The sequence below is a fragment of the Pseudomonas sp. LY-1 genome, assembly GCF_053502595.1.
In genome coordinates, this window is record NZ_CP094353.1 from 3,003,043 (window position 1) to 3,027,873 (window position 24,831).

Below are 24,831 nucleotides of genomic sequence, written 5' to 3' on the forward strand. Positions count from 1 at the left end.
ATATTATTAAGCTGGGAAGTGAGCATAAATATCGGATGCAAAGGGCCTCGGCAGGCGATGGCAAGGCGATGCTGGATCACCTCGAAGCGCTGGCGAGGACGCTCAGGATCGAGGAGTTGGTGCTGGATGCGAGGTTGAATGCGGCCACCCGTTACCGGCGGTGCGGGTAGGTGGGGCACGATGAGGCGATTTACCACTCGCCGTCGGGGTTGCAGTGGGCGTGTATCCCAAAAAAGCCGGCGATCTGTGTCTGTCGTGCAGCATTCCAGACGGTTAGGGTCGGTTCACGTTAACTGACGACCGAGCCCACCATGGAACTCACTGCTGTCCCGTTTGGCATCACCGACTGGTCCACCCTCGAACCCGAGCTTCATCCAGGTATCACCGGCAGTGCCTGGTGGCGCACTGGCCACTTCGGCACCACCCGTGTACGCATGGTCGAATACACCCCCGGCTACCTGGCCGATCACTGGTGCTGGCGTGGGCATGTGCTGCTGTGCCTGGAAGGCGAGCTGCACACGGAACTGGAAGATGGCCGTCAATTCACGCTGACGGCCGGGATGAGTTATCAGGTGGGAAACAACATGGAAGGGCATCGCTCCTCGACGCGGGTTGGCGCCAAGCTGTTCATTGTGGATTGAACCGGCGCCAGCCCATCAATGCATCTTGCCAGGGGCCATGCCATCCAACCCGCGGGCAGCGGCCTTGACCTCGACGGTCTGCCGCTCGCCCTTGGCGTTTTCCACGGTCAAGGTCAGCGGCACCTGGTCGCCTTCCTTGATCTGCCCGGTCAGGCCCATCAGCATCACATGATAACCGTCCGGGTCGAGCTTGACCGGGGTGCCTGCGGGCAGGGTGATCGAGTCCACCGGGCCCATTCGCATCACGTCGTCCTTCATGCTCATTTCATGGATCTGCACGTCCTTGGCCACCGGCGAGGCGACGCGCAGCAGTTTGCTGTCGCTGTCGGCCGTCACGGTCATGAACGCGCCACTGGATGGCTGGCCCGGCACCGTGGCACGCACCCACGCGTCGCTGACCTGGACCTGGGCGCTGGCGTGCGCGGCGAGGCCCAGCAGGGACAGGCCGATCAGGGTGCGCTTGAGGTGTTGAACGGCAGTCATTAGCAGACCTCCATGACGGTGAGCAGGTCTTCTGCACACTCTTTAGCGTTAAGGGATGCCGACAGGCCCAGGCGCAGGTTGCCGCGGGTGTCGAACACGAAACTGGTGGCGGTGTGGGACAGGGTGTAGGTGTCGCCGGCGGGGACCTTTTCATAAAAGATCCCGAATTCCTTGGCGGCCACGGCGATCTCTTCCGGGGTGCCATACAGCGCTTCGAAGCTGGGGTCGAAGGCCTTGACGTAGCGGTCGAGGATCTCTGGCGTGTCGCGCTCGGGGTCGAGGGTGATAAAGATCACCTGCATGATCTCGCCGTCGCGGCCCATCAGTTTCTTGGCCTGGGCGGCGCGGGCGAGGGTGGTCGGGCACACGGCCGGGCACTGGGTGAAGCCGAAAAACACCACCGGCATCAGGCCACGGTACGAACTCAAGGTGACGGTTTCACCCTGGGTATTCTTGAGCTTGAAGGTGCGGCCCATGATCTTGTCGCTCAAGTCCTTGCCGTACTTGAAATTCAACTTGGGGCTGTTGTCACAACCGGCCAGCAGGCCCAGACCCAACAGGCCCATGCCGGTCAGGACCTTGCGGCGGGTGAATAACGTACTCATCAACTGTGCATCCTGTGAAGCGCCTGCCTTGCTCTGGATCTATACGCCAGGCGTTGAAAAGGAGTAAACGCGGAGGGCGCCAAGTCTACCAACCCTGGCCGATGCGCGTAATCTGCGACGTTCTGCCACAGGGGCGCGCCGCGCTTCATCCCTGCGGGGCTTCGATGGTAGAGTCGCCGCCATGAAACTGCGCCGCTCGGACCGTTCGCTGATCGCCTGGACCCTGTACTTCTGTGTCCTGCTGAACCTGTTTGTGTGCGGTTTGGGCCATGGCCAGATGCTCGGCCAGCAGCTCAATGGTGTCGGTGGCGCGTTCTGTTCGGTGGACAGCAACCAGGCGCCACTTTCCGACAAAGGGTTGGGTAGCCCGGCTTCCAGCGATATCTGGAACTACTTTGCCTGCCCGCTGTGCGCTGCCGCGAGCGTGGCCATCGTGTTCCTGATCGGCCTGGCCTGGCTGCTGGGCCTCGGCCAGACCCCGCGGCCGGCCCACGAACGGCGCAACAAGGCGCCGCCGCGTTATTCCTGGCCCTCGGCCAACCCCCGCGCATCCCCCGCATTCTGACGTGTGCTTTGGGCTTCCTGTGATCAGGAGGCGTTTTATCGTCACGACTGTGAGTGCGTTTTATGAACCCTCTATTGCCTGCCGGCGCCAGCCGCCTGGTCAGCAAGGCGTCGCGCCGCCTGCACACGGAGCCGGCGCGGCCGGAATACCCGAGCAATTCGCGTAGCTTCGTGCATCTGGATGCACGCCTGTTGCCCTATTGGCACACCTTGTTCGACATCTGCCCGGCGCTGCTCAAGCTCGACCCGCCCGAAGGCTTGAACCTGTTTCGCAGCTTCATGACCTGGGCCTACCGCAACCAGCTGGCGCAGGACTGGACCTGGCACCTGAACATCGGCCGCTGGCTGCTGGGCTCGCCGTACCGCGCGCAGATCGACGATGAACCGATCGACACGTTCATGGCCGCGGCGGCGGCGCGGTGGGTCGACACCGATGACAGCCAGGCCCAGGGTGTGGTCCTGGTCTGGCAGGGTTCGGAAGTCTTCGATTGGAAGGGCAGCGCGTTTGCGCTTGATGAACAGCCGCCGTTGCCGCCTCCCGCCTGGGACTTCGCCTGGTGCCCGTTGACCCGGCGTGGCGGTTTCAGCGCTTGGTTGCCGGTGCCGTGAAGTGCCCGCCGCCGACGCCCCGTGGAGGCTTGCACGCCCCGGCGAGGCTGGTGGGCTCCGGCGATTGTTACAAAAAGTGAAAAACTGAATAACGGTTTTAGCGACTATTTCCCGGCTGCCCAACGCTATACCGTGCGCGCACCCGTTAGATGCAGCACCACCCGACCAACAAAGAACAGGGTTGGGCTGTGACGGGTCGCCTCAATTACTTTCAGGAGCCTTCATGAACCACAAGACTTGCATGGCGCTCGCCGTCTCACTGGGCGCCGCGCAGCAGGTGGCTGCGTCGGGTTTTATCGACGACAGCAAAGCCAGCCTCGACCTGCGCAATTTCTACTACAACCAAGACACCCGTAACGCCAAAGCCCCTACGGATAAGGAGTGGGGCCAGGCGTTCATGTTCAACTACCAGTCCGGTTTCACCGAGGGACTGGTTGGTTTTGGTCTGGACCTGCAAGCCATGTATGGCCTGCGCCTGGACGCCTCGGGGCGCGCGGGCAAGGCTGGTGAAGACAACACCCCCGGCAGTGTTTTCCCGTTGTCCGATGGCAAGGCCGCCAACGACTTCAGCAAGACCGGCGCCACCGGCAAGATGCGTATCTCCCAGACCCAGTTCAAAGCCGGCACGCTGATGCCCAAGCTGCCCGTGCTGACGACTGAAGACGGCCGGCTGTTGCCGCAGACGTTTCGTGGCTATCAAGTGGACTCCAAGGACCTGCAGGGCTTCAACCTGATCGCCGGTAAAATCGAGCAGGTACTGGACCGTAACTCCAGTAACGGCCAGGGCATGTCCATTGTCGGTGCGAATGATCCGGTCAAGGGCAAGTCCAGCAACCAGTTCTACTACGGTGGGGTGGATTATGCCGTCAGCAAGCAACTGCAACTGCAGTACTACTACGCCAACCTGGAGAACTTTTACCAGCAGCACTTCTTGGGCCTGATCCACAACTGGCAGTTGCCGGTGGGCCAGTTCAAGACTGACCTGCGCTATTTCTACAGCACCGCCGACGGCAAGAACGCCAGCGCCGCCGGGCGTGGCGAAGGCTATGTCAGCTCGGGGTATTACGGCGCGGGCGTCAACGCCGGCAAGGTCGACAACCGCCTGTGGAGTGCGCTGTTCACTTACGGCCTGTACGGGCATTCGCTGAGTCTCGGTTATCAGAAGACCACCGGTGAAAGTGACTTTCCGCATATCAACCAGGGGCAGGGCCGTTCGCTGTACCTGATCACCAACTCCCAGTCGCTGAAGTTCGTCAATGCCGGGGAACAGGCCACGGTAGGCAGCTACGCCTACGACTTCAGCAGCCTTGGCCTTCCGGGCCTGCGCTCGAGCGTGACCTACATCCGCGGCAGCCACATCCAGACGGCCGGTCGCGACAACAGCGAGTGGGAGCGCGACCTGCGTGTCGATTACGTGATCCCCTCGGGCACGTTCAAGGGCCTGGGCCTGACCTGGCGCGGTGCGGTGTGGCGCGGTAACGACTCGGCCGACAAGGACGAGACGCGACTGATCGTCAGCTACAGCATCCCACTGCTGTAAGCCGCACTCTCGCAACGCTTGATCGGTATCAAGGCCACGCGTTGCGCCAGGCCGCACACTGAAGTCCCAACGGCCGGTCCCCTTGAGAGGCCACCATGCTTTACCCCGTGTTTTTAGTGGCCCACCTGTTCGCCGCGCTGATCTTCATCGGCACGGTGTTTTTCGAGGTGCTGATCCTGGGGCACCTGCACCGGCAATTGCCGGCGCGGGTGATGGTGTTGGTGGAGCAGGGCGTCGGCCAGCGTGCCCGGGTATTGATGCCGTGGGTGTTGCTGGTGCTGTTCGGCGCAGGCCTGGGCATGGTCTGGCTGCGTTACCTGCCGGTGCTGGCTGCGCCGACGGCCTCGGCTTTCGGCACCTTGCTGACCCTCAAGCTGATCCTGGCGGCCAGCGTGCTCCTGCATTTTCTGCTGACCATGGCGCGCATGCGCTGGGGCTCGGTGAGTGCGCGTTATGTCCGCTGGGTGCATCTGAGCCTGTTCGCGCACATGGTCGCCATTGTGCTGCTGGCCAAGGGCATGTTTTACCTGAACTGGTAGACGGGCGGGGCTGCGACCTTGATGCACATCAAGGCGTGTGGCCCAAGCGCACCGGACAATGCACCACCGCCGCCCGAACCGGAGTCCGTCATGCGTACCCTTCTTCATCCCGCTCGCTTTCGTCACGATCAAGGCGTGTTGGACTTGGCTTGCCAAACGGACACCCGTCGCTTCCATGCCGGTGTCGGCTCCCTTGACCTGTTGCGCGCCTTGCGCAACAGCCGCCAGTGCCAGCGGCCCCTGGCATTGAACCTGCGCTGGCCGGCGGGCGACCTTGGCGCTGAGTATTTGCACAGCCTCACCCAGGAAATCCAACTGATCGGCTGCCAACTCGGCGGCCGCCAGCCGGTCGATCACTTTCACCTGCGCGGCACCACACCGGCGTTCGCCCAGGTGCAGCAGTTGATGGCGCAGTTGCACGAGCGCTTCAATTTTCTCGACCACGACCGGGGTGACTACTGCGTCGACCTCGACCCCGGGCACACGGACTGGGCCACCATGGGCCTGCTGCGCGAACAAGGCTTCAACCATGCAAGCATCGGCGTGCCGGACGCCAACCGCGAGGGGCCGCTGTGCCAGGCGCGGTATCAGGACCCGGCGCCGATCGAATCGCTGGTGGATGCGGCCCGCACCTTCGGGTTTCGCTCGGTGAACATCGACCTCGGCTACGGCCATGCCTGGCAGACCCCGGCCAGTATCGAGCTGAAACTGGCCAGCCTGATCGCTCTGGAGCCGGATCGCTTGCAGGTATTCGATTACGCCCATGCGCCTGTGCGCTATCAATCCCAACAACCCCAGGCGTTCAGCAGCGAGGCGGATAAGAGCGCGATGCGCCGTATTTGCTTCCAGCTCCTGGCCGCGGCGGGCTATCACTACATCGGCCTGGGGCAGTTCGCCCGGGCCGACGACGACCTCAAGCAAGCCCAGGAACGCGGGCGCCTGAGCCGTAACTGCGAAGGCTTCACCCTGCACGGTTACTGCGACCACATCGGTTTCGGCGTGGGCGCCATCAGCCAGATCGACACGTTGTGCGCGCAGAACACGGCCGATGCCCGCGAGTACCGTGAGCAATTGGGCAATGGTCAGCTCGCCACATGCCGGGGCTGGTTCCGCGAAACCTCTGACCCGGTGCGCCTGCACGTGGCCGAACGCCTGGCCTGTGACCTGGAGCTGGATGTGCAGGCGGTGGAACGGCGCTACGGCCTGGTGTTCGCACGCTATTTCGCCTACCTCTGGCCGTTGCTGGAAGCGCTGCACCGCGACGGTCTGATCGAGCTGTCCCCGACGTTCATCTGGTTGCTGCCCGCCGGCCTGCCGCAGGTGGACGGTATTTGCGCATTGTTTGAACGTGCCGTGCTCGCCACCCCGGTCAGCGCCAACGACGAGGTGATCGACACATGAGTGCTTTTGAATTCGACCGTGCCCTGGTCCACAAATACGACCGACCGGGGCCACGCTATACCTCGTACCCGACCGCGCCGCAGTTCAACAGCGCCTTTGCCCTGGATGACTATCACCAGGCGGTCCGCGCCAGCCATGAGGTGGCCGTGCCCAAGGCGTTGTCGGTGTACATCCACATCCCGTTTTGCCAGAGCCTTTGCTATTACTGCGGTTGCCACAAGATCATCACCCGCAAGACCCATCGGGCCGTGGAGTACCTGGCGTATCTCAAGCGTGAGATCCAGATGCAGGCGGCGCTGTTCGAGCGTTCCCGGTGCCTGACCCAGTTGCACCTGGGCGGCGGTACGCCGACCTATCTGGACGACGCGCAATTGGCCGAGCTGATGGCCTGCCTGGCCGAACACTTCACCCTGGATGACAGCGATGCCCATGAGTTCTCCATCGAGGTCGACCCGCGCACCATCAGCGTTGAGCGGATCAACACGTTGCGCGGCCTGGGCTTCAATCGCCTGAGCTTCGGCGTGCAGGACTTCGACCCCGACGTGCAGGCGGCGGTCAATCGGGTGCAAAGCGAAGCGCAGATCCTGCAATTAGTGGCCGCGGCGCGTGAGGCGCGCTTCAAGTCGGTGAGTGTCGACTTGATCTATGGCCTGCCGCTGCAAACCGTGGACAGCTTCGACGTGACCTTGAGCAAGCTGATCGCCCTGCGCCCTGATCGGGTGGCGGCCTACAGCTACGCACACCTGCCGAGCCAGATCCGCGCCCAGCGCATGATCCGTCCCGAAGACATGCCGCCGCCGGCGCGCAAGCTGGAACTGCTGGAACTGACCATCCGCCGCCTGACCGAGGCCGGTTACGTCTACATCGGCATGGACCACTTCGCCTTGCCCGACGACGAACTGGCGCTGGCCCGTGCCAACGCCACCTTGCAGCGCAACTTCCAGGGCTATTCGACCCATGCCGACTGCGACCTGATCGGCCTCGGCGTGTCGGCCATCGGCAAAGTCGGCGACAGCTACAGCCAGAGCGTCAAGGAACTGTCCCAGTACTACGCCCGACTCGACGCGGGGATGCTGCCGGTGCAGCGCGGCTATCGGCTCAACCCGGATGACGTACTGCGCCGCGAGGTGATCAATGGCCTGATGTGTGATGGTCGAGTCGACTTCCCACAGATCGAGGCCACCCATGGCGTGCGCTTCAACGACTATTTCGCCGAGGCACTGCTGCAATTGGACGAGCAGGTGGCGGACGGGTTATTGCTGATCCAGGCCGATGCGCTGCAACTGTTGCCCAAGGGCCAACTGATGGTGCGCAGCGTGGCGATGGCCTTTGACGCCTACCTGGGCGGCGCGCACAAAGGCCAGTTTTCCCGCACGGTTTAAGTGAAGAGGCCTGTATCCGCTGTGGGAGCTGTTGATCGCCATGTCCGCCCGCAGCGCGGTCCTACATTTGATCGTGGTTGTTTTTGAATACCGAGCTAGTCGGCAAAACTGCGATCGAAGAAATAAATCTTCCCAGGCTTCAAGTTCTCCATCGTCGCCTGGGGCCTGCCGCCTTCGCCTTGTTTCTTGCGCCCCGTTTCCCGCAAATACCCCAGCTCAGCCAGCTTCAGCAAACGCTGGCGAATGCTGGTCTTCAACACCGGCCGCGCGAGCACCAGTGAGAAGATCGCCGTCGCTTCCGGGGCGCTGAATTCCTGGCCCAGGAACATCAGCGGCAAGCTGCTGTACAGCGACTTGGACAGTAACCGCTCCTGCACGGCGGCCACGATGGTGTTGTGATCGAACGGCAACTTGATGCGGCCGTCGGCTACCGCATCCAGCGAAAACCAGCCTTGATGCTCGCCCAGCGTCACCTCATCCGCGATGATCGCCAGGTAGAACGTGGACGACGACCAGCAACGCGGGTCGCGGAACGCGTCGCCCACCGTACCTACTTGCTCGCTCCACACCAGGTCGAGGCCGACTTTGTCACTCGCGCGCAGGCGCTCCACGGCATCCGTGAGGCTCAGGTCCTGCACGCCGCCATTCACCACCACACCCGGCAGGGCCCAATGCCCGGCGAAGGGTTCGGCGTCGCGCTTGTTCAGCAGCAGCTTCAGTTCCCCTGCCGCGCGGCAGTAGAACAGCACGCACAGGTCGACGGTGTGGAGGTAGGCGCTAAGTGGCATGTGCAGTCCTTCTAAACAGCGGGGGGCACAGTCTAACGGATCGAACAAATATGTCATGTACTGACTAAAGCCTAGATAAACAAATCTTTCTTGCAATGAAAGTACATGACGTGTACTTTTGTTTTCAGGCCACAGGAGACCCGCCATGACCCTCTCGAAACATGCCATCGCTTCATTCGACGTCGACGCCCAGAAGAGCTTTACGCCGCTGTGCCCTAACGAATTGCCAGTGGCCGAAGGGGACCTCATCGGTGCCGAACTCAACTACATGGCCAGCCTCGCGGGCTACCGTGTCGGCAGCAAGGACGCCCACACTCCGCATGCGCCGTGGGTGGTCAAGCAACACAGCGAGATGCTGCAACCCACCGGCCTGGCTCACGCCGATGTCACCTGGGTCAGCCACTGCGTGCCGGGCACCGAGGGCTTCACCCTGCTCGACGAACTGCCCGCCCCGTATGACTACGATTACTTCATCTGGAAAGGTGTCGAACCCGACCTGCACCCTTACGGCGCCTGCTACCACGACCTGCACGACAAGCTGTCCACGGGCGTGATCGAGTACCTCAAGGCCCAGGGCGTAAGCCGCGTGATCGTCGGCGGCCTGGCCCTCGACTACTGCGTCAAGACCACCGCGTTGCAACTGCTCAAGGCCGGCCTGGAAGTGGTGCTGCACCTGCCGGCGTGCCGCGGTATTACGCAGGAGGGCGGCGTACAGGCCGTCAACGAGTTGCTCAAGGCCGGTGCCGGCATCAGCCGCACCCGCGAAGAACTGGCCGCGATGGCCACGCGTTAAGGAGATACGCCATGGAAAGTGCCTACGACTACGAAACCCCGGTGATCCAGGGTTTGCTCGACACCGACTACTACACCTTCACCATGATGCAGGCTGTGTTGCACCAGCATCCGAATGTCGACGTCGAGTACAACTTCATCGTCCGTTCCAAGGAAAAACTGGGCCACTTGATCCCGCAACTGCGCGATGAACTGGAAAAACTCGCCGGCCTGCAGATGCGCGAAGGCGAGCTGCGCTTTCTGTTCAACCCACGCTTTCGCGAATACCTCACGCCGGATTACGAGCGCTTCCTCGGCCTGTTCCGCTTCAACCTGCGCTATATCCACGTCAGCGAAGTCGACGGCCAACTGAACATCCGCGTCGTCGGCCCGATGTTGCACTGCATCATGTTCGAACAGCCGGTATTGGCGCTGGTCAGCGAGCTGCGCAACCGTGACAAATACCCCGATGTGAGCCTGGAGGACGTCACCCGCAAGCTCTACCAGAAATTCGACTGGCTGGAGAAAAACCTCAGCCGCGACGAACTTGCCGACCTGCGCGTCTCCGACTTTTCCACGCGCCGGCGCCTGTCGTTCAAGGCCCAGCGCGAAGTGGTGGACATCATGCGCCGCGACTTCCCCGGCCAGTTCGTCGGCACCAGCAACGCGCACCTGGCCTACGCGTTCGACCTGCCGCTGATCGGCACCATGGCCCACCAATGGTTGATGGTACACCAGCAACTGGGCCGCCTGCGCGAAAGCCAGAACGCCGCCCTGGAAAACTGGGTACGTGAATACCGCGGCCGCCTGGGTATCGCCCTGACCGACTGCATCAGCACTGACTTCGTCCTGAAGGACTTCGACCTGTACTTCGCCAAGCTCTACGACGGCCTGCGCCAGGACTCCGGCGACCCTATCGTCTGGGCCGATAAAGTCCTGGCCCGCTACAAGCAACTGGGTATCGACCCGATGACCAAGGACCTGATGTTCTCCGACGGCCTGAACTTCGAGAAATGCCTGCCGATCCTGCGCCACGTGCGCGGCAAGGCCAGGTTCGGCTTCGGCATGGGCACCAGCCTGGCCTGCGATGTGGAAGGCGTTGAGCCGCTGAGCATCGTGATGAAACTGGTGCGGGTACACGGTGAGCCGGTGGTGAAATTCTCGGATGACCCGATCAAGAATGTCTGCGAAGACGCCTCGTTTTTGCGGTACGCAACGCAAGTCTTCAACGTCGGCAGCGTGGAGGTGTGACATGCAAACCCAGGACCGTATTGCCCTGGAACTGAATATCAACCGCTCGTTGGTCAAGGGGGGAGCGCCCCGGGAAATCCAACGGCGTATCGACTTCATCAAAACCACCCTGCGCCATTCCGGTTGCAAGGCTCTGGTGCTGGGCATCAGCGGCGGCGTCGATTCGCTGACGGCCGGGCGCCTCTGCCAACTGGCGGTAGAGCAACTGCGCAGCGAAGACTACGCCGCAGGCTTTATCGCCCTGCGCTTGCCCTACAAAACCCAGGCCGACGAAAGCGACGCCCAGGCTTCCCTGGCCTTCATCACCCCCGACCACATCGACACCCTCAACATCGCCGCCAGCGTCGACGGCCTGATGGCCTGCCTCACCGCCACCGAAGCCAGCGCCGCACAGGTCGACTTCATCAAAGGCAACGTCAAGGCCCGCACCCGCATGATCGCGCACTACGCGATGGCCAACCTGCACAATGGCCTGGTGGTCGGCACCGACCACGGCGCCGAAGCATTGATGGGGTTTTTCACCAAGTTCGGCGACGGCGCGTGCGACCTGGCCCCGTTGTCGGGCCTGACCAAGACCCAGGTGCGCCTGTTGGCCAGTGCCCTTGGGGCTCCGACGAACCTGGTGCACAAGCAGCCCACTGCCGACCTGGAAGAACTCGTACCGGGCAAACTGGATGAACATGCCTACGGCTGCACGTACGAAGAGATTGATGCGTACCTGATGGGCGAGCCAGTGAGTGAGCGGGTGAGGACGATTGTCGAAGGGGCGTACAGCAAGACAGCGCACAAACGCGCGCTGCCGATTGCTCCTTGATTTCTGCAATGCATTTTTGACACCTCTATCGCTAGGGATTGGGAGGAGGCGTGTTTGCTTGGACTTATCTACAAATGGGCTTCAAACGGGGGGAGAGGAGGATGATTGTAGAGTGGCTGCGACCAGAGGGAGCTGCGACAGCAGCCAGATTATTTGTTACGTCGGCAGCCGCGCAGTCCATCTATTCTACAAACGCCCTGGCAGAGTATTTGTAGCATCCAGGCAGGGTTCGTCGCGAAGTAACTTGGCACGCCAGCCGGGTATGTCGTCTGCATCCACATCCAAGCGCTTGAGCCACTGGTCAGCCGACCAGTCCACCAGGCGCAACTCGCCATCATGAGAGCCACCGTGCAATGAACCCACCGTCTCGTAGCGAATGCCCTTGAGTACATGGTTCAGTAATACATAGGCAGCGGGCTTCGGATCATCGGCATCACCGGCAAGGTACGGGTATGCACCGGCCTGAATCACGACGCCGTTACCGTAGTCATAGAAGGCAAAATGGCTTGAGGGTAGCTGCGCACGCAGCCCCTCCAGGCCGCCAACAAGATCCAGGCGCGCTTGGTCGAGCAAGGTCAGCCAACTGACCGTCTTGATTTTTGTAGGTTTGAACTCGGGGATATTGGTCAGCAGACCTGCTGTTCCCACATCCAAGCCAGGCATGCGCGCCGCCATAAAAGCTTCGGTAGGCTCGTTGCCATCTCGGTTGGTGACGGAAAGGTTGAAGGCATGTCCGGCGTAGCCCTGCTCTGGAGCCAGTCGGCGTGCTGAGTCAAGGAACAAACGCAGGAAACTGAGTGGGTTCTGCTCTTGGTACAGAAGTGGTATTGAGAACTCCAGAGCGCTTAGGTCATCTCCCATCTTTGCCTTCCATCCCCGCATACCAAAAACATCGAAGAGCCAAGCGCTGGCGTCATTTGGTTGCTTGCCACTGAGGTAGTAGAAGCTGAGAAGATCATCTTCATCCATTGCTTCGACCATATCGCGCAATGGCTTTGCGTCAGCATAAGCTGACAGCGGTTTACCCTGAGGAGGTTCTTCGCGCCAGAGCCACGTGAGGTAGGGCTCAGCCAAGCGCTTGAAATCGTCGAAGCACTGGCATAGTGACTCGCGTACCAAGCGTGTGTGTGCATCCCTGAAATAAAGCGTCCCGCGCAGACATAGCACTGCGCCAATATAGTTCTGGCTCCCGCCCTTCATTAGCAAGTGGCCGGGTATTTCCAGCAGGTGTGGTTGCTTGGCAAGTTCTTCGGCTACATTGAATTCCGGTTCCATGGGTGTTCCTTAGAATCAGTAAGCGGGGATCATTGGCCGAGGGGAGCGGCCACGCGTCAGGATAAACATCACACTCCCAGCGATGGCTGCGGCCCACCCGAGCTGTTCCACTGGCACATTGGACTGCTGATTTTCCTGGCTACAGTCGCATTCGGTGGATGTCATCTCAACGACCTTGTTTTTGTTGCCGGCAATTTTTGCATAATCCTGCGCCTGCTCCACTTTCGGTGGGTCAGGTGGAAACTTCATCTCGACAACTTGTTTGATATTGTCCTGAGTTGGCGGCTTGCTCGCAGCCTTGACGATCACGACATCAGGCCGCCGAATCATCCCTTTCCCAGGCTTGAACGGTGGATGCTCTGGGTCCTCATTCCAATACTTGTTGATCCAACCCGGTATCCAGCCATGAGGGCTGTTCCCTGTTTGGCTGTCGAGGATTGGCTGTGGTGGATTCTTGGTCATGTCGTAACTGACCTCGGGCTTATACGGACTGCGCCTCTGGAGAATCTCGTCAAGCTCCCCAAGGCGCTGGGCCACACAGCCCTGTTTGAGATGCTTGCCATCCTGGCTGATGTTGGGTGTGCTGCTGCAATAGCAAATTGCCGAGCAAAGTACGTTCTTGTCCTGGGGATCGAGCTTCGGCTTCAGGATGCCGACAGGGTTAGTTTTTCCTTCGGGGCTCATGCCACCCTGAGAAAGGCCGGGTTGATCATTCATTCTTCGCCTTCCTGCACCAAGTCAATATAGATAGACTCCGACGCAGCATGGCTAACCCACGATGTCATGCCTTCGATATTCGTGGTGTCGAGCGTGCTCCAACCGGCACTAGACCAGACCTTTACCTTGCGGCCAACAATGGGTTTGCCGGTTTCCTGATCTATGAGTTGAAAGCGTCCGGAGTAAGGGGCTGTGGAACGGCTCAATGGCACGATGGGGGTGAATGGGGTCGGTGTGAATATGTCGCCGATAATCACTGTTCCCGATCCACCGATGATCACGTTGCCATGTTCACCGACACTGCCGAGCGTTGCGGCAGGTTTTCCGTTGATAAAAACCGTCGATGATACGGCCGAGCTGATCGGGCTCCCGCAAGCAGATACATCACCTTGGCGCGCTGCGGGCAAGCCATCGAAGAAGACGTCAGGAGAACCTTCGATGATAGGGTTGGTGCCGTGCTCCGGCATTGGACATGCCGTAGGGTCAGTAACGCGGGCGGCGGGCTTTCCACTCATAATGCCTATCCTTGCAAAAGTGGTTGGAGGTCAAGAAAACGTGCTGAGTTAACGAGTCGCTTCAAAAACATATCAATTGCCATACTCGTTCCTTGTCTGATCGTTCGCCGGTAGTGACGAATGGCGTACTTTTCCTATTCCTCCGATTAACTACAAGATGCTTAGCCGAGAACGGGAAGTGCCTGTCAAGAAAAAGGAAAATTTCCTACATTGTTGCGGGATATTGAGTCTTTACGCTCTGCACTCTTATGAGTTCGGGAGTAAAGGAATGGCAGTTGGCATATTCAAGGATGTTTCCCCTGCACTCATCTCACTACCCGTGAGTGCATTGAAGGCAATATCAATCTGCGTCGGCTGTTTGCTTCCATCGATGCCGATCCGGCGATTGCCGGGGCAGGGGTGATTTGCCAAAGAGGTTCGCCCAAGTCGAGCTGCGACAAGCAACTCTCGTTCAAAACAAGGATGTGGTGGGGCTCACCGGTCGCGATAGGCAGCGCCATGACCGGTAACTTTCGAACAACCGCAGTGGGGCTCTACGAGGAGTTTGACGAATGATATTTCTGATGAGCCTGGAGGAGCTTTGGCGTCTTCTGAAATGTTATTTTCCGGTCTTTGCTGCGGCAAACTTTTCTCAGCTATTTGCTTTGGCAATTGGCATTCCGATGATGTTTGACCGTTACTTCGGCGCTTTGCCCGTTAACGTAAATCTCAAATACACATTTTTTTTACTATCGGCTCCGCCGTTCCTATTGCTCACTGCAACTTCATGGTCGTCCGTGGCTATCCAGGCTGGATATGGATCCCTGTCATCTTGATGCTCTTGTGCTTGCTGGGCGTTTTACCCACCATCGAATATGGGCCCCACAAAGTACTTTATGCATCAGGCATTCTGTTCCCGCTGCTGGCTCTATTACTGCTCAACAGCAAACGCCACCGCGAAGCCCGCAACGAATGGGTAAAACTGCGCCAAAAACGCCAGCGCATCAGTAGGATAATCCGTACCCAGCGCCAAAGAGTTCGGCGCCGAGCAGGCTTATGAAACGCTACCGCTCAATCGACCGACTCCACCGCGCATTCCACTCCGGCCGCGCCTGGTTCACCTGGTCCCAATCAATCGAAATCGCCGTCTGCAAATAACCCTGCATCGCCTCCACTCGGGCGCGGGTCTTGTCGCTGGTGGGCGTGGTCGGGTTTGACGGGATCTGATCACCTTCCTCCAGCGCCGGTGCCTGGGCTTCGGCGGTCAGCAGGAAGGCCGCGAGTTTCTGCGCCAGTTCCGGTTGGTCGTTACGCGCGATCACGCATTCGGCGACGTTCAACACCACGGCGCCTTCCTTGGGTTGCGCGTATTCCATCGGCACGCCGAGCAGTTTCTGGGTGGCGACCTGGGTCGGGGTGAGGGGGAAGATCGCCGCTTCGTCGGTTTGCACCATCTCGGAGATTTTCGCGGAGCTGGCGATGTACTCCAGCACGTTGGGGCCGACGGTTTTGGGCCAGGCCTTGAAGCCCGGTTCCACGTTGGTCTCTGAGCCACCCTGGAGGCGGTTGAACATCAGGAAGCCGTGCAGGCCGAAGGTCGATGAGGCCAGGGACTGGAACACCACTTTGTCCTTGAAGCGTGGGTCGGCCAGGTCCATCCACGAGGTCGGTGCAGCCCAGCCTTTCTCTTTGAACAGCCTGGCGTTGTAGCCCAGGCCGGTGACGCCGAGGGTCACAGCCACGGCTTGGTCCTTGATTTTCGCCTTGGCCGGGATCTGCTCCAGGGTCGGGCTCGGCGCCAGTTTGTCGCACAGGCCCATGGAGATGGCGCGGTACATGATGCCGTCGTCGAGGAACATCACATGCATCTGCGGGTTGTCTTTGTTGGCCTGGACCTTGGCGAGGATGTCCGACGACGTGCCGGGCACGATCACCACCTTGACGTTATTGGCCTTTTCGAACGCGGGCAGCACCTTGTCGGCATACACCCGTTCCATGGTGCCGCCGTTCATGCCCAGGTACAGCGTCGGGGCGGCATGAGCGGTGGAGGCGAGCAGAGCGAGGGACAAGCAGGACAGCGCAATACGAGTATTCATGGATGTTTTTCCTCTCAGGCTTGGAAACGACGGATGGAAAACGCTTCGATGGGTTGCCGGCTGGCCCCTGTGCAGACGATCTCTGCCAGGGCTTCACCGACCGCCGGGCCCAGCTGGAACCCGGCGCCGGCAAAGCCGAAACCGTGGAGCAGGCCAGGCTGGGTGCTGCTGGGGCCGATCACCGGTTCATGATCGGGTAGGTAACCTTCGGTACCGCTCCAGGTGCGAATCGCCTGGGCACCCTTGAGAAACGGGTACAGCTCGCCGGCATGGCGCAGAATCTCCAGCACCGCCGCTTGCCCGGGCCGCGCCTGCCGGGGGCCAAGCGCAAAACCGCGACCGCCGCCGAGGATGCAATTGCCCCGGGCCACCTGGCGCGCATAAATCCCGCCGCCTTCGACGCCGGTGCTGACGTTCATCACCACGGGCAGCGGCTCGGTGACCAGCATGGCCGGGTGCGCAGATGTCATGGGGACCGGCTCGCCGAATTGCGCGGCGACGGTCCCTGCCCAGGCGCCGGCGCAATTGAGCAGCCATGGCGCCTGCAGGTGCAGGCCGTTGGCGCAATCCACCTGGAACTGGCGGCTGTCATGTTCGATGCGGATCACCTCGGCCTGCTCGTAGACACACGCGCCAAGGCGCTGCGCGGCACGGGCGAAGGCGGGGGATACCAGGCGCGGGTTGGCATGGCCATCTTCGGGGCATAACGACGCACCCACTGCGATATCCCCGACCCACGGAAAACGTGCGCGCAGTTCGGCGTAATCGAGCAACTGCAAGCCCAGGTCAAAGCCCCGCGTGTGTTCGGCATACGCCTGCAACGCGGCAAAATCCCCATGACTGCGCGCCAGTTTCAAATGCCCGGAGCGCACGTATTCGCCGTCGATACCGATCAAGCCGGGCAGGTCGGCCCACAACTGATGGGCGCGCTGCGACAACGGCAACTGATGCAACGGGCGTCCCTGGCGCCGCACGCCGCCATAGTTCACGCCACTGGAGTGCGAGCCGCAGAAGTCCCGTTCCACCAACGCCACACGCTGACCTTTGTGCGCCAGCATCAAGGCCGCCGACGCACCGACAATCCCGCCGCCGAGGACGATGACGTCGATCATGGCTGCACCTCCACGCCAAACGGCAGCGGCTTGATCGGGGCCTGGCCACGCAAACGCCCGACGTCTTCTATCCCGCGACCACTGCGCTCGGCGACGATTTCAGCCGCCGCCAGCCCGCACATGCGCCCCTGGCAGCGGCCCATGCCCACCCGGCAATGGGCCTTGACCCGATTGATTTCCCAATGACCTTCATCCACCACCGTGCGGATATCGCCAACCCGGACTTCTTCACAGCGACACAGCATCAAGTCGTCCGGCGCCTGCGCGGCCCAGTCTGCCGGGAAGGGAAACGCAGTCTCCAGGCCCTGGCGAAAGCGCTGGATGCGCGCCAATTGCCGCTCAAGCAGGGCCGGGCGCTGATGATCGATCGCGACGCCTGCATCTTCCAGCACCGCCAACGCCGCCCGCTCACCGGCCATCTGCGCGGCATCGGCACCCATGATCCCGGCACCGTCGCCCGCCAGGTACACACCGTCGACGCTGCTGCGCCCGGCACCGTCCCGTTGCGGCAGCCACGCACGGTTCAAGGCATTCCAGGCAAATTCACAACCGAGCAGGTCCGCCAACTGCGTCTCGCTGCGCAGCGCATGGGCGAAGGCCACGGCGTCGCAGGCCAGGGTGTGGTCGCGCCAACGTATGCCGCTGACCCGTTGTTCGCCGTCGATCTGCTGCAGCGTCACGCCCTGATGCACGGGAACGCCGTGGGCCGTGAGCCAGGCGCGGTAATACAAGCCCTTGGCCAAGGTCGCCGGTTGTCCGAGCAGCGCCGGCAAGGCGCGGCATTGGGCGCTGAACGGCGCGCTGTCGAGCACGGCGACCACATTGGCGCCGGCCTTGGCGTATTGATACGCCACCAGATACAGCAACGGCCCGCTGCCACAAAACGCCACGCGTTCGCCGATGGCACAACCTTGGTACTTCAAGGCGATTTGCGCCGCACCCAGGCTGTAGACACCGGGCAAGGTCCAGCCCGGCACCGGCAGGATACGGTCGGTGGCGCCGGTGGCGACGATGATCCGCGAATACTCCACGCTGGCTGCGTGACCGTTGTTCAACAAGTCCAGGCGCCGATCCTCGGCATTCCACACCAGGGTCTCGGGTCGGTAGTCGATCAGCGGCGCCAGTTCATCCAGGGTGCGATGCACGGCCTCGGCCTTACCCGCCTCGAATCCGTATATTTGCCTGGCGGTGCGTTGGAAGCCTGGGGGTTGGCGGCGATAGATCTGCCCGCCGCCGCGCAGGCTTTCGTCCACCAGGCAAGGCGTTACGCCGTGGTCGAACAGGGTGCGCGCGGCACTGATCCCCGCCGGGCCTGCGCCCACGATCACCACCGGCTTCATAGCTGGCGCCCCGGGTCGCGGCTGATCGCCTGGCCTTCTTCCAGCAGGGTCGAACAGGCGCGCACGCGTTGTCCGTCCGCCAGGCGCACCCAGCAGTCCTGGCAGGCGCCCATCAAGCAAAACCCGGCGCGGCGTTCGGCACTGAAATCGCTGCCGCGCAGGTGCTCGGCGCAGGTCAGTACCGCCGTCAGCAGGGTGTCGCCGAGCAAGCCTGTGGCCGGTTGCCCGTCGAGGGTAAACGCCAGGGCAGGGCGTGCGGTTTCGGTCAATCGTTTGAACAAGGCCATCAATGTTTTCCCACCAGCACGCGATCCAGGCCGTAGACCCGGTCGAGCACAATCATGGCCGCCGCCGTGAGGGCAATCACCAGCGCCGACACTGCAGCCATCATCGGGTCGATGGATTCGGTGGCGTACACGTACATACGCACCGGCAAGGTTTGCGTGGCCGGCGAGCTGACGAAGATCGATAAGGTCACTTCGTCGAAACTGTTGATGAAGGCCAGCAACCAGCCGCCGGCCACGCCGGGCAGGATCATCGGCAACGTCACCAGGCGAAACAGCGTGAAGCGTTCGGCACCGAGCGATTCGGCCGCCTGCTCGGCACTGCGATCGATCCCGATCGCTGCTGCCAATACCAGGCGCAGCACATAGGGCGTGATGATCACCACGTGCGCCAGCATCAGCCAGGTGAAGCTGCCGTTGACGCCCATCAAGGCGAACAACCGCAGCATCGCCACCCCCAACACCAGGTGCGGGATGATGATCGGCGACAGGAACAACGCACTGAAGAAGTTACGTCCCGGGAACTGATACCGGCTGATCGCAAGCGCCGCCGGCACTGCAATCAGCGTCGCCAGGGTTGCAGCGGTAAATGCCAGGATCAGGCTGTTGTAGAACGCCTGGATAAAGTCGGCACGCTCGAACACCGCGCGAAACCAGCGCAGGGAGAAGCCCGACGTGGGCAGGCTCAAGGTATTTTCCGGGGTGAAGGCCACCAGGCACACCACCACCAGCGGCGCCATCATGAACACCACCACCAGGCCGTGGAAGCCAAGGGCCAAAGGACCGTTTCTGGACATGCGCTTAAACCCCCAGGGACTTTTTGTAGCGGCCTTCGACCATGCGGTTCCAGCTCAGCATGATCAGCAGATTGACCAACAGCAGGACCACCGCGATGGTCGCGCCCATGGGCCAGTTGAGTTCCGAGAGGTACTGGTCGTACACCACGGTGGCGACCATTTTCAGGCGCCGCCCACCGAGCAGGCCGGGGATCGCAAAGGAGCTGGCGGCCAGGCCGAACACGATCAGGGTGCCGGACAGCACGCCCGGCATTACCTGGGGCAACACGATCTTGCGCATCACCGTGGCCTGGCTCGCGCCGAGCGACAAAGCCGCCTGTTCGGCCGAGGGGTCGAGCTTTTGCAGGGAGGTCCACACTGGAATGATCATGAACGGCAGCATCACGTGTACCAGCGCAATGATCACCGCGAACGGCGTGTACAACAGCTTCACCGGGCGCCCGCCCAGTGCCTGGATCACCTGGTTGACCAGCCCGTCGGCGCCGAGCAGCAGGCTCCAGCCGAACGCTCGCACCACCACCGAAATCAACAACGGCGTGAGGATCAGGATCAGGAAGATCGAGCGCCACGGCGTGCCCATGCGGCTGAGGATGTAGGCTTCGGGCACGCCAATCACCACGCAGAGCAGCGTCACTAGCGCGCTGATCCAGAAGGTGCGCCAGAAGATTTCGTAGAAGTACGCGTCGCTGAACAACGCCAGGTAATGAGCCAAGGTCCACTCATCGGCCTTCACCCCCACTTGGTAGTCGAACACGTTGAACGACAGCACCAGGGTCAGGCCCAGCGGCAGAATCAGCAGCCCGGCGAACAGCAGCAACGCCGGCAGCGAGAGTAGATAGCCGCGACTCATGGGTGTACCTCATCCGCCGTCAGCACCCGCAGCAACTCGGCTTGCCAGTCCAGGCCGACTGCCGCGCCGCAACCCAGCGGCGCGCTGCCGTCGTTGCTGCGCACCACGGTGATTTCGCCCAGCGCGGTATGGATTCGGTACAGCCACTGGCTGCCGAAGAAGTAGCGGTCGAGCACCTGGCCTTGCAGGCGACCTTCGCTTGCGCCCACCAGCTGGATTTTTTCCGGGCGCAGGCTCAAGACCAGTTCGCCGTCACCCGCGGCGTGGCGCACCTGCGGGATGCCGCGTGCGTCGTAATCGCCGGCCAGCAGGTTAGCCTTGCCGACGAAGTCCGAGATAAAGCGCGTCCGCGGGTGTTCATACAGCTTGTAGGGCACGTCGATCTGCGTCACGCGCCCGGCCTGCATCACCACCACACGGTCGCTGATGGACAGCGCCTCGGCCTGGTCATGAGTGACCATCAGGGTGGTGATGCCCACCGCGTGCTGGATGCGGCGGATTTCAAACTGCATCTCTTCGCGCAGGTTCGCGTCGAGGTTGGACAGCGGCTCATCCAGCAACAACACCGGCGGCTCGATCACCAGCGCGCGCGCCAGGGCCACGCGTTGGCGCTGGCCGCCGGACAATTCCCGGGGGTAACGGTCGGCGTGGGGGGCCAGGCGCACCAGCTCCAGCACGGTCTTGACCTTGGCGGCGATCTCGGCGGCCGGCACTTTGCGCATCTTCAGGCCGAAGGCGATGTTGTCGCGCACGGTCATGTGCGGGAACAGCGCATAGCTTTGGAACACCACGCCCAGGCCACGGCTGGCGGGCTTGGCGTAGGTGATGTCGCGACCGTCGAGCAGGATCTGCCCAGCGCTCACGTCGACGAAGCCGGCGATCATTTGCAGGGTGGTGGTCTTGCCGCAGCCCGAGGGGCCGAGCAGGGAAACGAACTCGCCTTTTTCCACCGCAAGGTCAGTGGCGACCACCGCGTCGACGGCGCCGTAGCGTTTGCTCAAGGCGTTGAGTTGGAGAAATGCCATGTCTGCGTTCCACCTTTTTTGAGTCGCGTCGAAACGCGCTTTTTTGTTTTGGGCAGATGCGAAAAGGGTGTTGCGGGTGCGTTGGCGCTCGATCTTGAGTCGGCTGCCGGTTGTTGTTCATTTCGCCCCTGTGGACGCAGATTAGGACGAAGACTAGGATGGGCGAAAGATAGAATTTCACTGAATGGAGTGTTTTTTTCAGTTTTATTCACTGACAAGAATTATTGATGAGATAACACGCTATGAATTCTACTGAGCGGAATGAAAATACCAAGGAAGTGGGTGCGGGCGGCGTGTCTCGCTTGTTCGCATTGCTGCGTACCTTGGGCGGCGTGCCCGACGGCGGCGAACGCGTGACTCAGCTCGCACAACAGGTCGGCCTGTCCCAACCCACCACCCACCGCCTGCTGCGCAGCCTGATGGATGAAGGTATGGTCGAGCAGGACGCGCGCAGCAAACGCTACCGCCTGAGCCTGGAGTTCTTCGCTCTGGCGGCGAACGCGGGCAAGACCGGCAACCTGCGCGACCTGGTAAGGCCGAGCATGCTGCGCCTCAGTGCGTCCCTGGGGGATTCATTGTTTTTGCTGGCGCGCAGCGGCTTTGATGCGATCTGCCTGGACCGCAGCGAAGGCCCGTACCCGATTCGAACTTTCACGGGTGATATCGGCGGGCGCGTGGCATTGGGCGTGGGGCAGGGCAGCCTGGCGATCCTGGCCTTTTTGCCGGAGGAAGAGCGCGAGACGGTGATCCGCTACAACTTGCCAAGGCTCAAGGATTTTCACCTGTATGACGAGGTGCTGTTGCGTTCGGAAGTGGAGAACGTGCGCAATCTGGGTTATGCGGCGCGCAATACCGGCGTGCTGGAAGGCATGGCGGGATTGGCGGTGCCGATCCTGAACCGGGACGGCCATGCGGTGGCAGCATTGAGCGTGGCGACCATCAGTGACCGATTGGGGCCGAGTCGCTTGCCGATGGTGGTGGAGTTGCTCAAGCGCGAAGCGGCGGCGATCGGGCCCCGGATCAATCCGTTTGATCCGACGCTGCGCCGGCCCTCACAGACCTTTGGTGGGTAGGTCATCCAGATACCGAGACCCGCTGCGCGCCAGCTCCAGAGCGTAGCGTCCAAGCCCCTTGCCGCACATCCGTTTTCGGCAGCAAGAATCGGAGTGCGGGTACATTTCGAACTCCCTTACGGTGAGACTCCAAACTTAGAGGCGTCCACCATGGCTTCCGTATAACTGGCCTTTTCCCCTTAACTACTGCAACAACTTTTTGGATTGCCCGACATCAGCGATGCAACTCTCGAGTCATCTTTTTAGTTAACGAACAGCGCCGGAGGCAACCCATGAAATTATCCGATTATGTTCGACTACTTGCGCTGGCGGCGATCTGGGGCGCCAGTTTTCTCTTCATGCGTATCTCGGCTCCTGTTCTGGGCGCATTGCCGACGGCATTTTTCCGCGTGTTGTTGGGGGCCATTGGCTTGGCCGTCATTCTTGCCATTTTAAACACCAGCGTCGACTTCAACGGCAAGCTCCGGCAGATCATGGTGTTGGGTGTTATCAATTCGGGCATCCCATTTTTGATGTATAGCGTGGCGGCACTGCTGTTACCTGCCGGCTATTCAGCCATTTTCAATGCGACCACACCGATGATGGGCGTCTTGATCGGTTGGATGTGTTTCAACGATCCGTTGACACTGAAAAAAGCCGCCGGCGTGTTGATCGGGATTATGGGCATTACGTTGCTGACCAGCACCGGCCCCGTCACACTTTCAATGAGCGTGGTCATGGGCGCGCTGGCGTGTTTAGTCGCCACCGGTTGTTACGGCGCAGCCGGATTTCTGGCTAAACGATGGGTAGCTGACAAGGGGGGGCTGGACGCGAAACTCGTAGCTTTTGGCAGTCAGATTGGCGCGACGCTGTTTCTCGTGCCGTTCTTTGGAATCTCAACCGCGATAAACCCACCGACGACCTGGGGTAACCCGCAGGTTTGGATAGCACTGGTTGCGCTGGGTTTCATCTGCACTGCGTGTGCGTACATTCTGTATTTCCGCCTGATCGCGGATATCGGGCCGGTGCGTTCGCTGAGCGTGACCTTCCTTATCCCTCCCTTTGGCGTGCTGTGGGGGGTGATGTTCCTTGGTGAACGTCTTTCGGCGGCACATTTGTACGGCGGCGGGCTTATTTGTTTAGCGGTGTGGTTCGTTCTCAGCAAGAGCAAACCGAAGCAAGAACCCGCACCTGCCTCGGATTGATCCAACCACTCAACTGCCCTCAACGATTTCTCATCTGATGGGCGGGTGACTACGTAAGTGAATACCATGTCTCGTTTTTGCGCCGTCCGCTGGATGACTTGGCCGGGCGGACGCACTTCTTGAGTTTGACTTATGTACCGGGCTCTTTATTGTCTAAAAAACGATGCCTTTTCATCCGGTACATTTCATTATCCGAGTAGGTGAGCAATGTGTCGGCATCCTTGCCGTCCTCGGGATAATAGGCAACGCCGATACTGCACGACGGCATCTTGAGTGCGCCGAATTCAGGCGGTAGTGGCGCAGCCATGACGTCGTGAATCTGTTCTAACTTCTTGGAAATGGCGTCTCTCGACTGGATATCGGTCAACAGCACCGTAAATTCATCGCCGCCCATCCGGGCCACGGTATCCGTCTCACGTATGCAGCTTTCTAGACGTCGAGCAATCATGCAAAGAATACGATCCCCCGCGGCGTGGCCATGGACGTCATTGATACTCTTGAAGTCATTGATATCCAGAAACAGCAAAGCCAACTGACTATTGTGACGGTGCGCGACGTGCAGGGCAGATTTCAGTCGATCACTGAAAATCGAGCGGTTGGTTAGTTTTGTCAGCGGATCATGATGCGCGAGGAAACGTAACTCCTCCTCGGCCTGAGTCAAAGCCGTCACGTTGCGTGCGACGCCAATCCTTGCACCAACCTCTTCCGACCAGAATGCCGCCCACAGGATGTACACGACGCCTCCGTCCTTGCGGATGTAACGGTTGCGGAAATCGAAGTGGAATTGACCATTCATGACGCGGGCAATCGAGTCCCGTGTGCTAGCCAGGTCTTCAGGATGCATATAGCGGGTGATAGGGGTGCCGTTCAGCTCGTCAGGACGGTAACCCAGCAGGGCCTCACAGGCATCACTCACAAAAACAATGTGGTCGTCTCTATCAACCACAAACACTGTATCCAACATCAGATGGATCAGTTTGGGGTAGAGCGCTTGTAGGTCAACGGCCATAAGTCATGGGGGATATCCGATTCATAGAGCGCGATCATAGCCTGATCGATAAGGCCAGCGGCGAGTAATCTTACCGGCAAGTATGGGAGCACGTATGCCAGGCGAATACGACCTCATGCCACTCTTGCTTGGTGCGATGGTGTCTGCCTAAATGCGGAAGCTGTTTGCCCTGGATTTATCCGCCTTG

Annotated in this window: 27 protein-coding genes and 1 pseudogene; 14 read left to right on the plus strand and 14 right to left on the minus strand. The window is 60.9% G+C overall.

Annotation, left to right across the window (positions count from 1 at the left end; genetic code table 11):
• Positions 1–53: 53 nt before the first annotated feature.
• Positions 54–293, plus strand: a pseudogene (locus tag MOQ67_RS13900) (hypothetical protein); the annotation flags it as partial.
• An 18-nt stretch (positions 294–311) separates the two neighbouring features.
• Complete coding sequence (locus MOQ67_RS13905) at positions 312–641, plus strand: DHCW motif cupin fold protein (protein ID WP_046383791.1); 330 nt, start codon at positions 312–314, stop codon at positions 639–641.
• Positions 642–656: 15 nt separating this feature from the next.
• Here the strand turns inward: MOQ67_RS13905 and MOQ67_RS13910 are convergent, their stop codons facing one another.
• Positions 657–1,124: a copper chaperone PCu(A)C gene (locus MOQ67_RS13910; RefSeq protein WP_046383790.1), complete on the minus strand. Its 468-nt coding sequence runs from the start codon at positions 1,122–1,124 to the stop codon at positions 657–659.
• Positions 1,124–1,729 (minus strand): SCO family protein, encoded by a 606-nt coding sequence (locus MOQ67_RS13915; RefSeq protein ID WP_046383789.1) that lies wholly within the window; start codon positions 1,727–1,729, stop codon positions 1,124–1,126. Before MOQ67_RS13915 ends, MOQ67_RS13910 begins: the two co-directional genes overlap by 1 nt.
• 181 nt (positions 1,730–1,910) lie before the next feature.
• Here MOQ67_RS13915 and MOQ67_RS13920 point away from each other — a divergent pair, with 181 nt between their 5' ends.
• The 6 genes from MOQ67_RS13920 (at position 1,911) to hemN (ending at position 7,764) form a co-directional block, all read left to right on the plus strand.
• Positions 1,911–2,294: a DUF2946 domain-containing protein gene (locus MOQ67_RS13920; RefSeq protein WP_198718144.1), complete on the plus strand. Its 384-nt coding sequence runs from the start codon at positions 1,911–1,913 to the stop codon at positions 2,292–2,294.
• A gap of 62 nt (positions 2,295–2,356) precedes the next feature.
• Positions 2,357–2,902, plus strand: coding sequence for a putative natural product biosynthesis protein (locus tag MOQ67_RS13925; protein ID WP_448675939.1), 546 nt, complete (start codon positions 2,357–2,359; stop codon positions 2,900–2,902).
• A gap of 223 nt (positions 2,903–3,125) precedes the next feature.
• The gene (locus MOQ67_RS13930) at positions 3,126–4,442 is read left to right on the plus strand and encodes an OprD family porin (RefSeq protein ID WP_104903393.1); all 1,317 of its coding nucleotides are present in this window, start codon (positions 3,126–3,128) and stop codon (positions 4,440–4,442) included.
• Between the two features lie 95 nt (positions 4,443–4,537).
• A complete protein-coding gene (locus MOQ67_RS13935; protein ID WP_108526471.1) occupies positions 4,538–4,981 on the plus strand; it encodes a CopD family copper resistance protein in 444 nt (147 codons plus the stop codon).
• A 90-nt stretch (positions 4,982–5,071) separates the two neighbouring features.
• The gene (locus MOQ67_RS13940; RefSeq protein WP_198718146.1) at positions 5,072–6,382 is read left to right on the plus strand and encodes a coproporphyrinogen III oxidase; all 1,311 of its coding nucleotides are present in this window, start codon (positions 5,072–5,074) and stop codon (positions 6,380–6,382) included.
• On the plus strand, positions 6,379–7,764 hold the full coding sequence (gene hemN, locus MOQ67_RS13945) for an oxygen-independent coproporphyrinogen III oxidase (protein ID WP_198718147.1): 1,386 nt from the start codon (positions 6,379–6,381) through the stop codon (positions 7,762–7,764). Before MOQ67_RS13940 ends, hemN begins: the two co-directional genes overlap by 4 nt.
• A gap of 95 nt (positions 7,765–7,859) precedes the next feature.
• Here hemN and MOQ67_RS13950 read toward each other — a convergent pair whose 3' ends face one another.
• Positions 7,860–8,552, minus strand: coding sequence for an NUDIX hydrolase (locus MOQ67_RS13950; RefSeq protein WP_046488400.1), 693 nt, complete (start codon positions 8,550–8,552; stop codon positions 7,860–7,862).
• Positions 8,553–8,697: 145 nt separating this feature from the next.
• Between MOQ67_RS13950 and MOQ67_RS13955 the strand changes: the two genes are divergently transcribed.
• The 3 genes from MOQ67_RS13955 to nadE are packed head-to-tail and all read left to right on the plus strand — an operon-like array spanning position 8,698 to position 11,388.
• Entirely contained in the window at positions 8,698–9,345 is a 648-nt protein-coding gene (locus MOQ67_RS13955) for a nicotinamidase (RefSeq protein ID WP_104903391.1), read from the plus strand.
• An 11-nt stretch (positions 9,346–9,356) separates the two neighbouring features.
• Positions 9,357–10,574, plus strand: a complete 1,218-nt coding sequence (gene pncB / locus MOQ67_RS13960; RefSeq protein ID WP_198718148.1) for a nicotinate phosphoribosyltransferase — start codon at positions 9,357–9,359, stop codon at positions 10,572–10,574.
• 1 nt (position 10,575) lies between these two features.
• On the plus strand, positions 10,576–11,388 hold the full coding sequence (gene nadE / locus MOQ67_RS13965) for an ammonia-dependent NAD(+) synthetase (protein ID WP_102617908.1): 813 nt from the start codon (positions 10,576–10,578) through the stop codon (positions 11,386–11,388).
• A gap of 186 nt (positions 11,389–11,574) precedes the next feature.
• On the opposite strand, the gene MOQ67_RS13970 is transcribed toward nadE, so the two are convergent.
• The 3 genes from MOQ67_RS13970 to MOQ67_RS13980 are packed head-to-tail and all read right to left on the minus strand — an operon-like array spanning position 11,575 to position 13,895.
• Entirely contained in the window at positions 11,575–12,663 is a 1,089-nt protein-coding gene (locus MOQ67_RS13970; RefSeq protein WP_193039900.1) for a DUF3396 domain-containing protein, read from the minus strand.
• A 15-nt stretch (positions 12,664–12,678) separates the two neighbouring features.
• Positions 12,679–13,380 carry a VRR-NUC domain-containing protein gene (locus tag MOQ67_RS13975; protein ID WP_198717520.1) on the minus strand — a complete coding sequence of 234 codons (702 nt, stop codon included), beginning with the start codon at positions 13,378–13,380 and terminating at the stop codon, positions 12,679–12,681.
• The gene (locus MOQ67_RS13980) at positions 13,377–13,895 is read right to left on the minus strand and encodes a PAAR domain-containing protein (protein WP_102617906.1); all 519 of its coding nucleotides are present in this window, start codon (positions 13,893–13,895) and stop codon (positions 13,377–13,379) included. Before MOQ67_RS13980 ends, MOQ67_RS13975 begins: the two co-directional genes overlap by 4 nt.
• 551 nt (positions 13,896–14,446) lie before the next feature.
• Between MOQ67_RS13980 and MOQ67_RS13985 the strand changes: the two genes are divergently transcribed.
• Positions 14,447–14,710 (plus strand): hypothetical protein, encoded by a 264-nt coding sequence (locus MOQ67_RS13985; RefSeq protein ID WP_226926238.1) that lies wholly within the window; start codon positions 14,447–14,449, stop codon positions 14,708–14,710.
• A 228-nt stretch (positions 14,711–14,938) separates the two neighbouring features.
• Here the strand turns inward: MOQ67_RS13985 and MOQ67_RS13990 are convergent, their stop codons facing one another.
• The 7 genes from MOQ67_RS13990 to MOQ67_RS14020 are packed head-to-tail and all read right to left on the minus strand — an operon-like array spanning position 14,939 to position 21,378.
• Positions 14,939–15,970 (minus strand): ABC transporter substrate-binding protein, encoded by a 1,032-nt coding sequence (locus MOQ67_RS13990; protein WP_079443607.1) that lies wholly within the window; start codon positions 15,968–15,970, stop codon positions 14,939–14,941.
• 14 nt (positions 15,971–15,984) lie between these two features.
• Entirely contained in the window at positions 15,985–17,082 is a 1,098-nt protein-coding gene (locus tag MOQ67_RS13995) for an NAD(P)/FAD-dependent oxidoreductase (protein WP_104903387.1), read from the minus strand.
• Positions 17,079–18,422 carry an FAD/NAD(P)-dependent oxidoreductase gene (locus MOQ67_RS14000; RefSeq protein WP_198717519.1) on the minus strand — a complete coding sequence of 448 codons (1,344 nt, stop codon included), beginning with the start codon at positions 18,420–18,422 and terminating at the stop codon, positions 17,079–17,081. The genes MOQ67_RS13995 and MOQ67_RS14000 overlap by 4 nt, the downstream gene beginning before the upstream one ends.
• Positions 18,419–18,709 carry a (2Fe-2S)-binding protein gene (locus MOQ67_RS14005; protein ID WP_046383765.1) on the minus strand — a complete coding sequence of 97 codons (291 nt, stop codon included), beginning with the start codon at positions 18,707–18,709 and terminating at the stop codon, positions 18,419–18,421. Before MOQ67_RS14005 ends, MOQ67_RS14000 begins: the two co-directional genes overlap by 4 nt.
• Positions 18,709–19,503 (minus strand): ABC transporter permease, encoded by a 795-nt coding sequence (locus MOQ67_RS14010; RefSeq protein WP_198717518.1) that lies wholly within the window; start codon positions 19,501–19,503, stop codon positions 18,709–18,711. Before MOQ67_RS14010 ends, MOQ67_RS14005 begins: the two co-directional genes overlap by 1 nt.
• A 4-nt stretch (positions 19,504–19,507) precedes the next feature.
• On the minus strand, positions 19,508–20,353 hold the full coding sequence (locus MOQ67_RS14015; RefSeq protein WP_046383763.1) for an ABC transporter permease: 846 nt from the start codon (positions 20,351–20,353) through the stop codon (positions 19,508–19,510).
• Positions 20,350–21,378 (minus strand): ABC transporter ATP-binding protein, encoded by a 1,029-nt coding sequence (locus MOQ67_RS14020; RefSeq protein ID WP_102617901.1) that lies wholly within the window; start codon positions 21,376–21,378, stop codon positions 20,350–20,352. Before MOQ67_RS14020 ends, MOQ67_RS14015 begins: the two co-directional genes overlap by 4 nt.
• 242 nt (positions 21,379–21,620) lie before the next feature.
• Between MOQ67_RS14020 and MOQ67_RS14025 the strand changes: the two genes are divergently transcribed.
• Together MOQ67_RS14025 and MOQ67_RS14030 are read left to right on the plus strand one after the other, a co-directional pair.
• Positions 21,621–22,451 carry an IclR family transcriptional regulator gene (locus MOQ67_RS14025; protein ID WP_046383761.1) on the plus strand — a complete coding sequence of 277 codons (831 nt, stop codon included), beginning with the start codon at positions 21,621–21,623 and terminating at the stop codon, positions 22,449–22,451.
• A 272-nt stretch (positions 22,452–22,723) separates the two neighbouring features.
• Positions 22,724–23,635 carry a DMT family transporter gene (locus tag MOQ67_RS14030; protein WP_198717517.1) on the plus strand — a complete coding sequence of 304 codons (912 nt, stop codon included), beginning with the start codon at positions 22,724–22,726 and terminating at the stop codon, positions 23,633–23,635.
• 130 nt (positions 23,636–23,765) lie between these two features.
• Here MOQ67_RS14030 and MOQ67_RS14035 read toward each other — a convergent pair whose 3' ends face one another.
• Positions 23,766–24,644, minus strand: coding sequence for a GGDEF domain-containing protein (locus MOQ67_RS14035; RefSeq protein ID WP_057004789.1), 879 nt, complete (start codon positions 24,642–24,644; stop codon positions 23,766–23,768).
• Between the last annotated feature and the right edge of the window lie 187 nt (positions 24,645–24,831).

Coding starts and splice junctions, on each gene's coding strand:
- MOQ67_RS13905 (WP_046383791.1), top strand. CDS start 312: ATGGAACTCACTGCTGTCCCGTTTGGCATCACCGACTGGTCCACCCTC.
- MOQ67_RS13910 (WP_046383790.1), bottom strand. CDS start 1,124: ATGACTGCCGTTCAACACCTCAAGCGCACCCTGATCGGCCTGTCCCTG.
- MOQ67_RS13915 (WP_046383789.1), bottom strand. CDS start 1,729: ATGAGTACGTTATTCACCCGCCGCAAGGTCCTGACCGGCATGGGCCTG.
- MOQ67_RS13920 (WP_198718144.1), top strand. CDS start 1,911: ATGAAACTGCGCCGCTCGGACCGTTCGCTGATCGCCTGGACCCTGTAC.
- MOQ67_RS13925 (WP_448675939.1), top strand. CDS start 2,357: ATGAACCCTCTATTGCCTGCCGGCGCCAGCCGCCTGGTCAGCAAGGCG.
- MOQ67_RS13930 (WP_104903393.1), top strand. CDS start 3,126: ATGAACCACAAGACTTGCATGGCGCTCGCCGTCTCACTGGGCGCCGCG.
- MOQ67_RS13935 (WP_108526471.1), top strand. CDS start 4,538: ATGCTTTACCCCGTGTTTTTAGTGGCCCACCTGTTCGCCGCGCTGATC.
- MOQ67_RS13940 (WP_198718146.1), top strand. CDS start 5,072: ATGCGTACCCTTCTTCATCCCGCTCGCTTTCGTCACGATCAAGGCGTG.
- hemN (WP_198718147.1), top strand. CDS start 6,379: ATGAGTGCTTTTGAATTCGACCGTGCCCTGGTCCACAAATACGACCGA.
- MOQ67_RS13950 (WP_046488400.1), bottom strand. CDS start 8,552: ATGCCACTTAGCGCCTACCTCCACACCGTCGACCTGTGCGTGCTGTTC.
- MOQ67_RS13955 (WP_104903391.1), top strand. CDS start 8,698: ATGACCCTCTCGAAACATGCCATCGCTTCATTCGACGTCGACGCCCAG.
- pncB (WP_198718148.1), top strand. CDS start 9,357: ATGGAAAGTGCCTACGACTACGAAACCCCGGTGATCCAGGGTTTGCTC.
- nadE (WP_102617908.1), top strand. CDS start 10,576: ATGCAAACCCAGGACCGTATTGCCCTGGAACTGAATATCAACCGCTCG.
- MOQ67_RS13970 (WP_193039900.1), bottom strand. CDS start 12,663: ATGGAACCGGAATTCAATGTAGCCGAAGAACTTGCCAAGCAACCACAC.
- MOQ67_RS13975 (WP_198717520.1), bottom strand. CDS start 13,380: ATGAATGATCAACCCGGCCTTTCTCAGGGTGGCATGAGCCCCGAAGGA.
- MOQ67_RS13980 (WP_102617906.1), bottom strand. CDS start 13,895: ATGAGTGGAAAGCCCGCCGCCCGCGTTACTGACCCTACGGCATGTCCA.
- MOQ67_RS13985 (WP_226926238.1), top strand. CDS start 14,447: ATGATATTTCTGATGAGCCTGGAGGAGCTTTGGCGTCTTCTGAAATGT.
- MOQ67_RS13990 (WP_079443607.1), bottom strand. CDS start 15,970: ATGAATACTCGTATTGCGCTGTCCTGCTTGTCCCTCGCTCTGCTCGCC.
- MOQ67_RS13995 (WP_104903387.1), bottom strand. CDS start 17,082: ATGATCGACGTCATCGTCCTCGGCGGCGGGATTGTCGGTGCGTCGGCG.
- MOQ67_RS14000 (WP_198717519.1), bottom strand. CDS start 18,422: ATGAAGCCGGTGGTGATCGTGGGCGCAGGCCCGGCGGGGATCAGTGCC.
- MOQ67_RS14005 (WP_046383765.1), bottom strand. CDS start 18,709: ATGGCCTTGTTCAAACGATTGACCGAAACCGCACGCCCTGCCCTGGCG.
- MOQ67_RS14010 (WP_198717518.1), bottom strand. CDS start 19,503: ATGTCCAGAAACGGTCCTTTGGCCCTTGGCTTCCACGGCCTGGTGGTG.
- MOQ67_RS14015 (WP_046383763.1), bottom strand. CDS start 20,353: ATGAGTCGCGGCTATCTACTCTCGCTGCCGGCGTTGCTGCTGTTCGCC.
- MOQ67_RS14020 (WP_102617901.1), bottom strand. CDS start 21,378: ATGGCATTTCTCCAACTCAACGCCTTGAGCAAACGCTACGGCGCCGTC.
- MOQ67_RS14025 (WP_046383761.1), top strand. CDS start 21,621: ATGAATTCTACTGAGCGGAATGAAAATACCAAGGAAGTGGGTGCGGGC.
- MOQ67_RS14030 (WP_198717517.1), top strand. CDS start 22,724: ATGAAATTATCCGATTATGTTCGACTACTTGCGCTGGCGGCGATCTGG.
- MOQ67_RS14035 (WP_057004789.1), bottom strand. CDS start 24,644: ATGGCCGTTGACCTACAAGCGCTCTACCCCAAACTGATCCATCTGATG.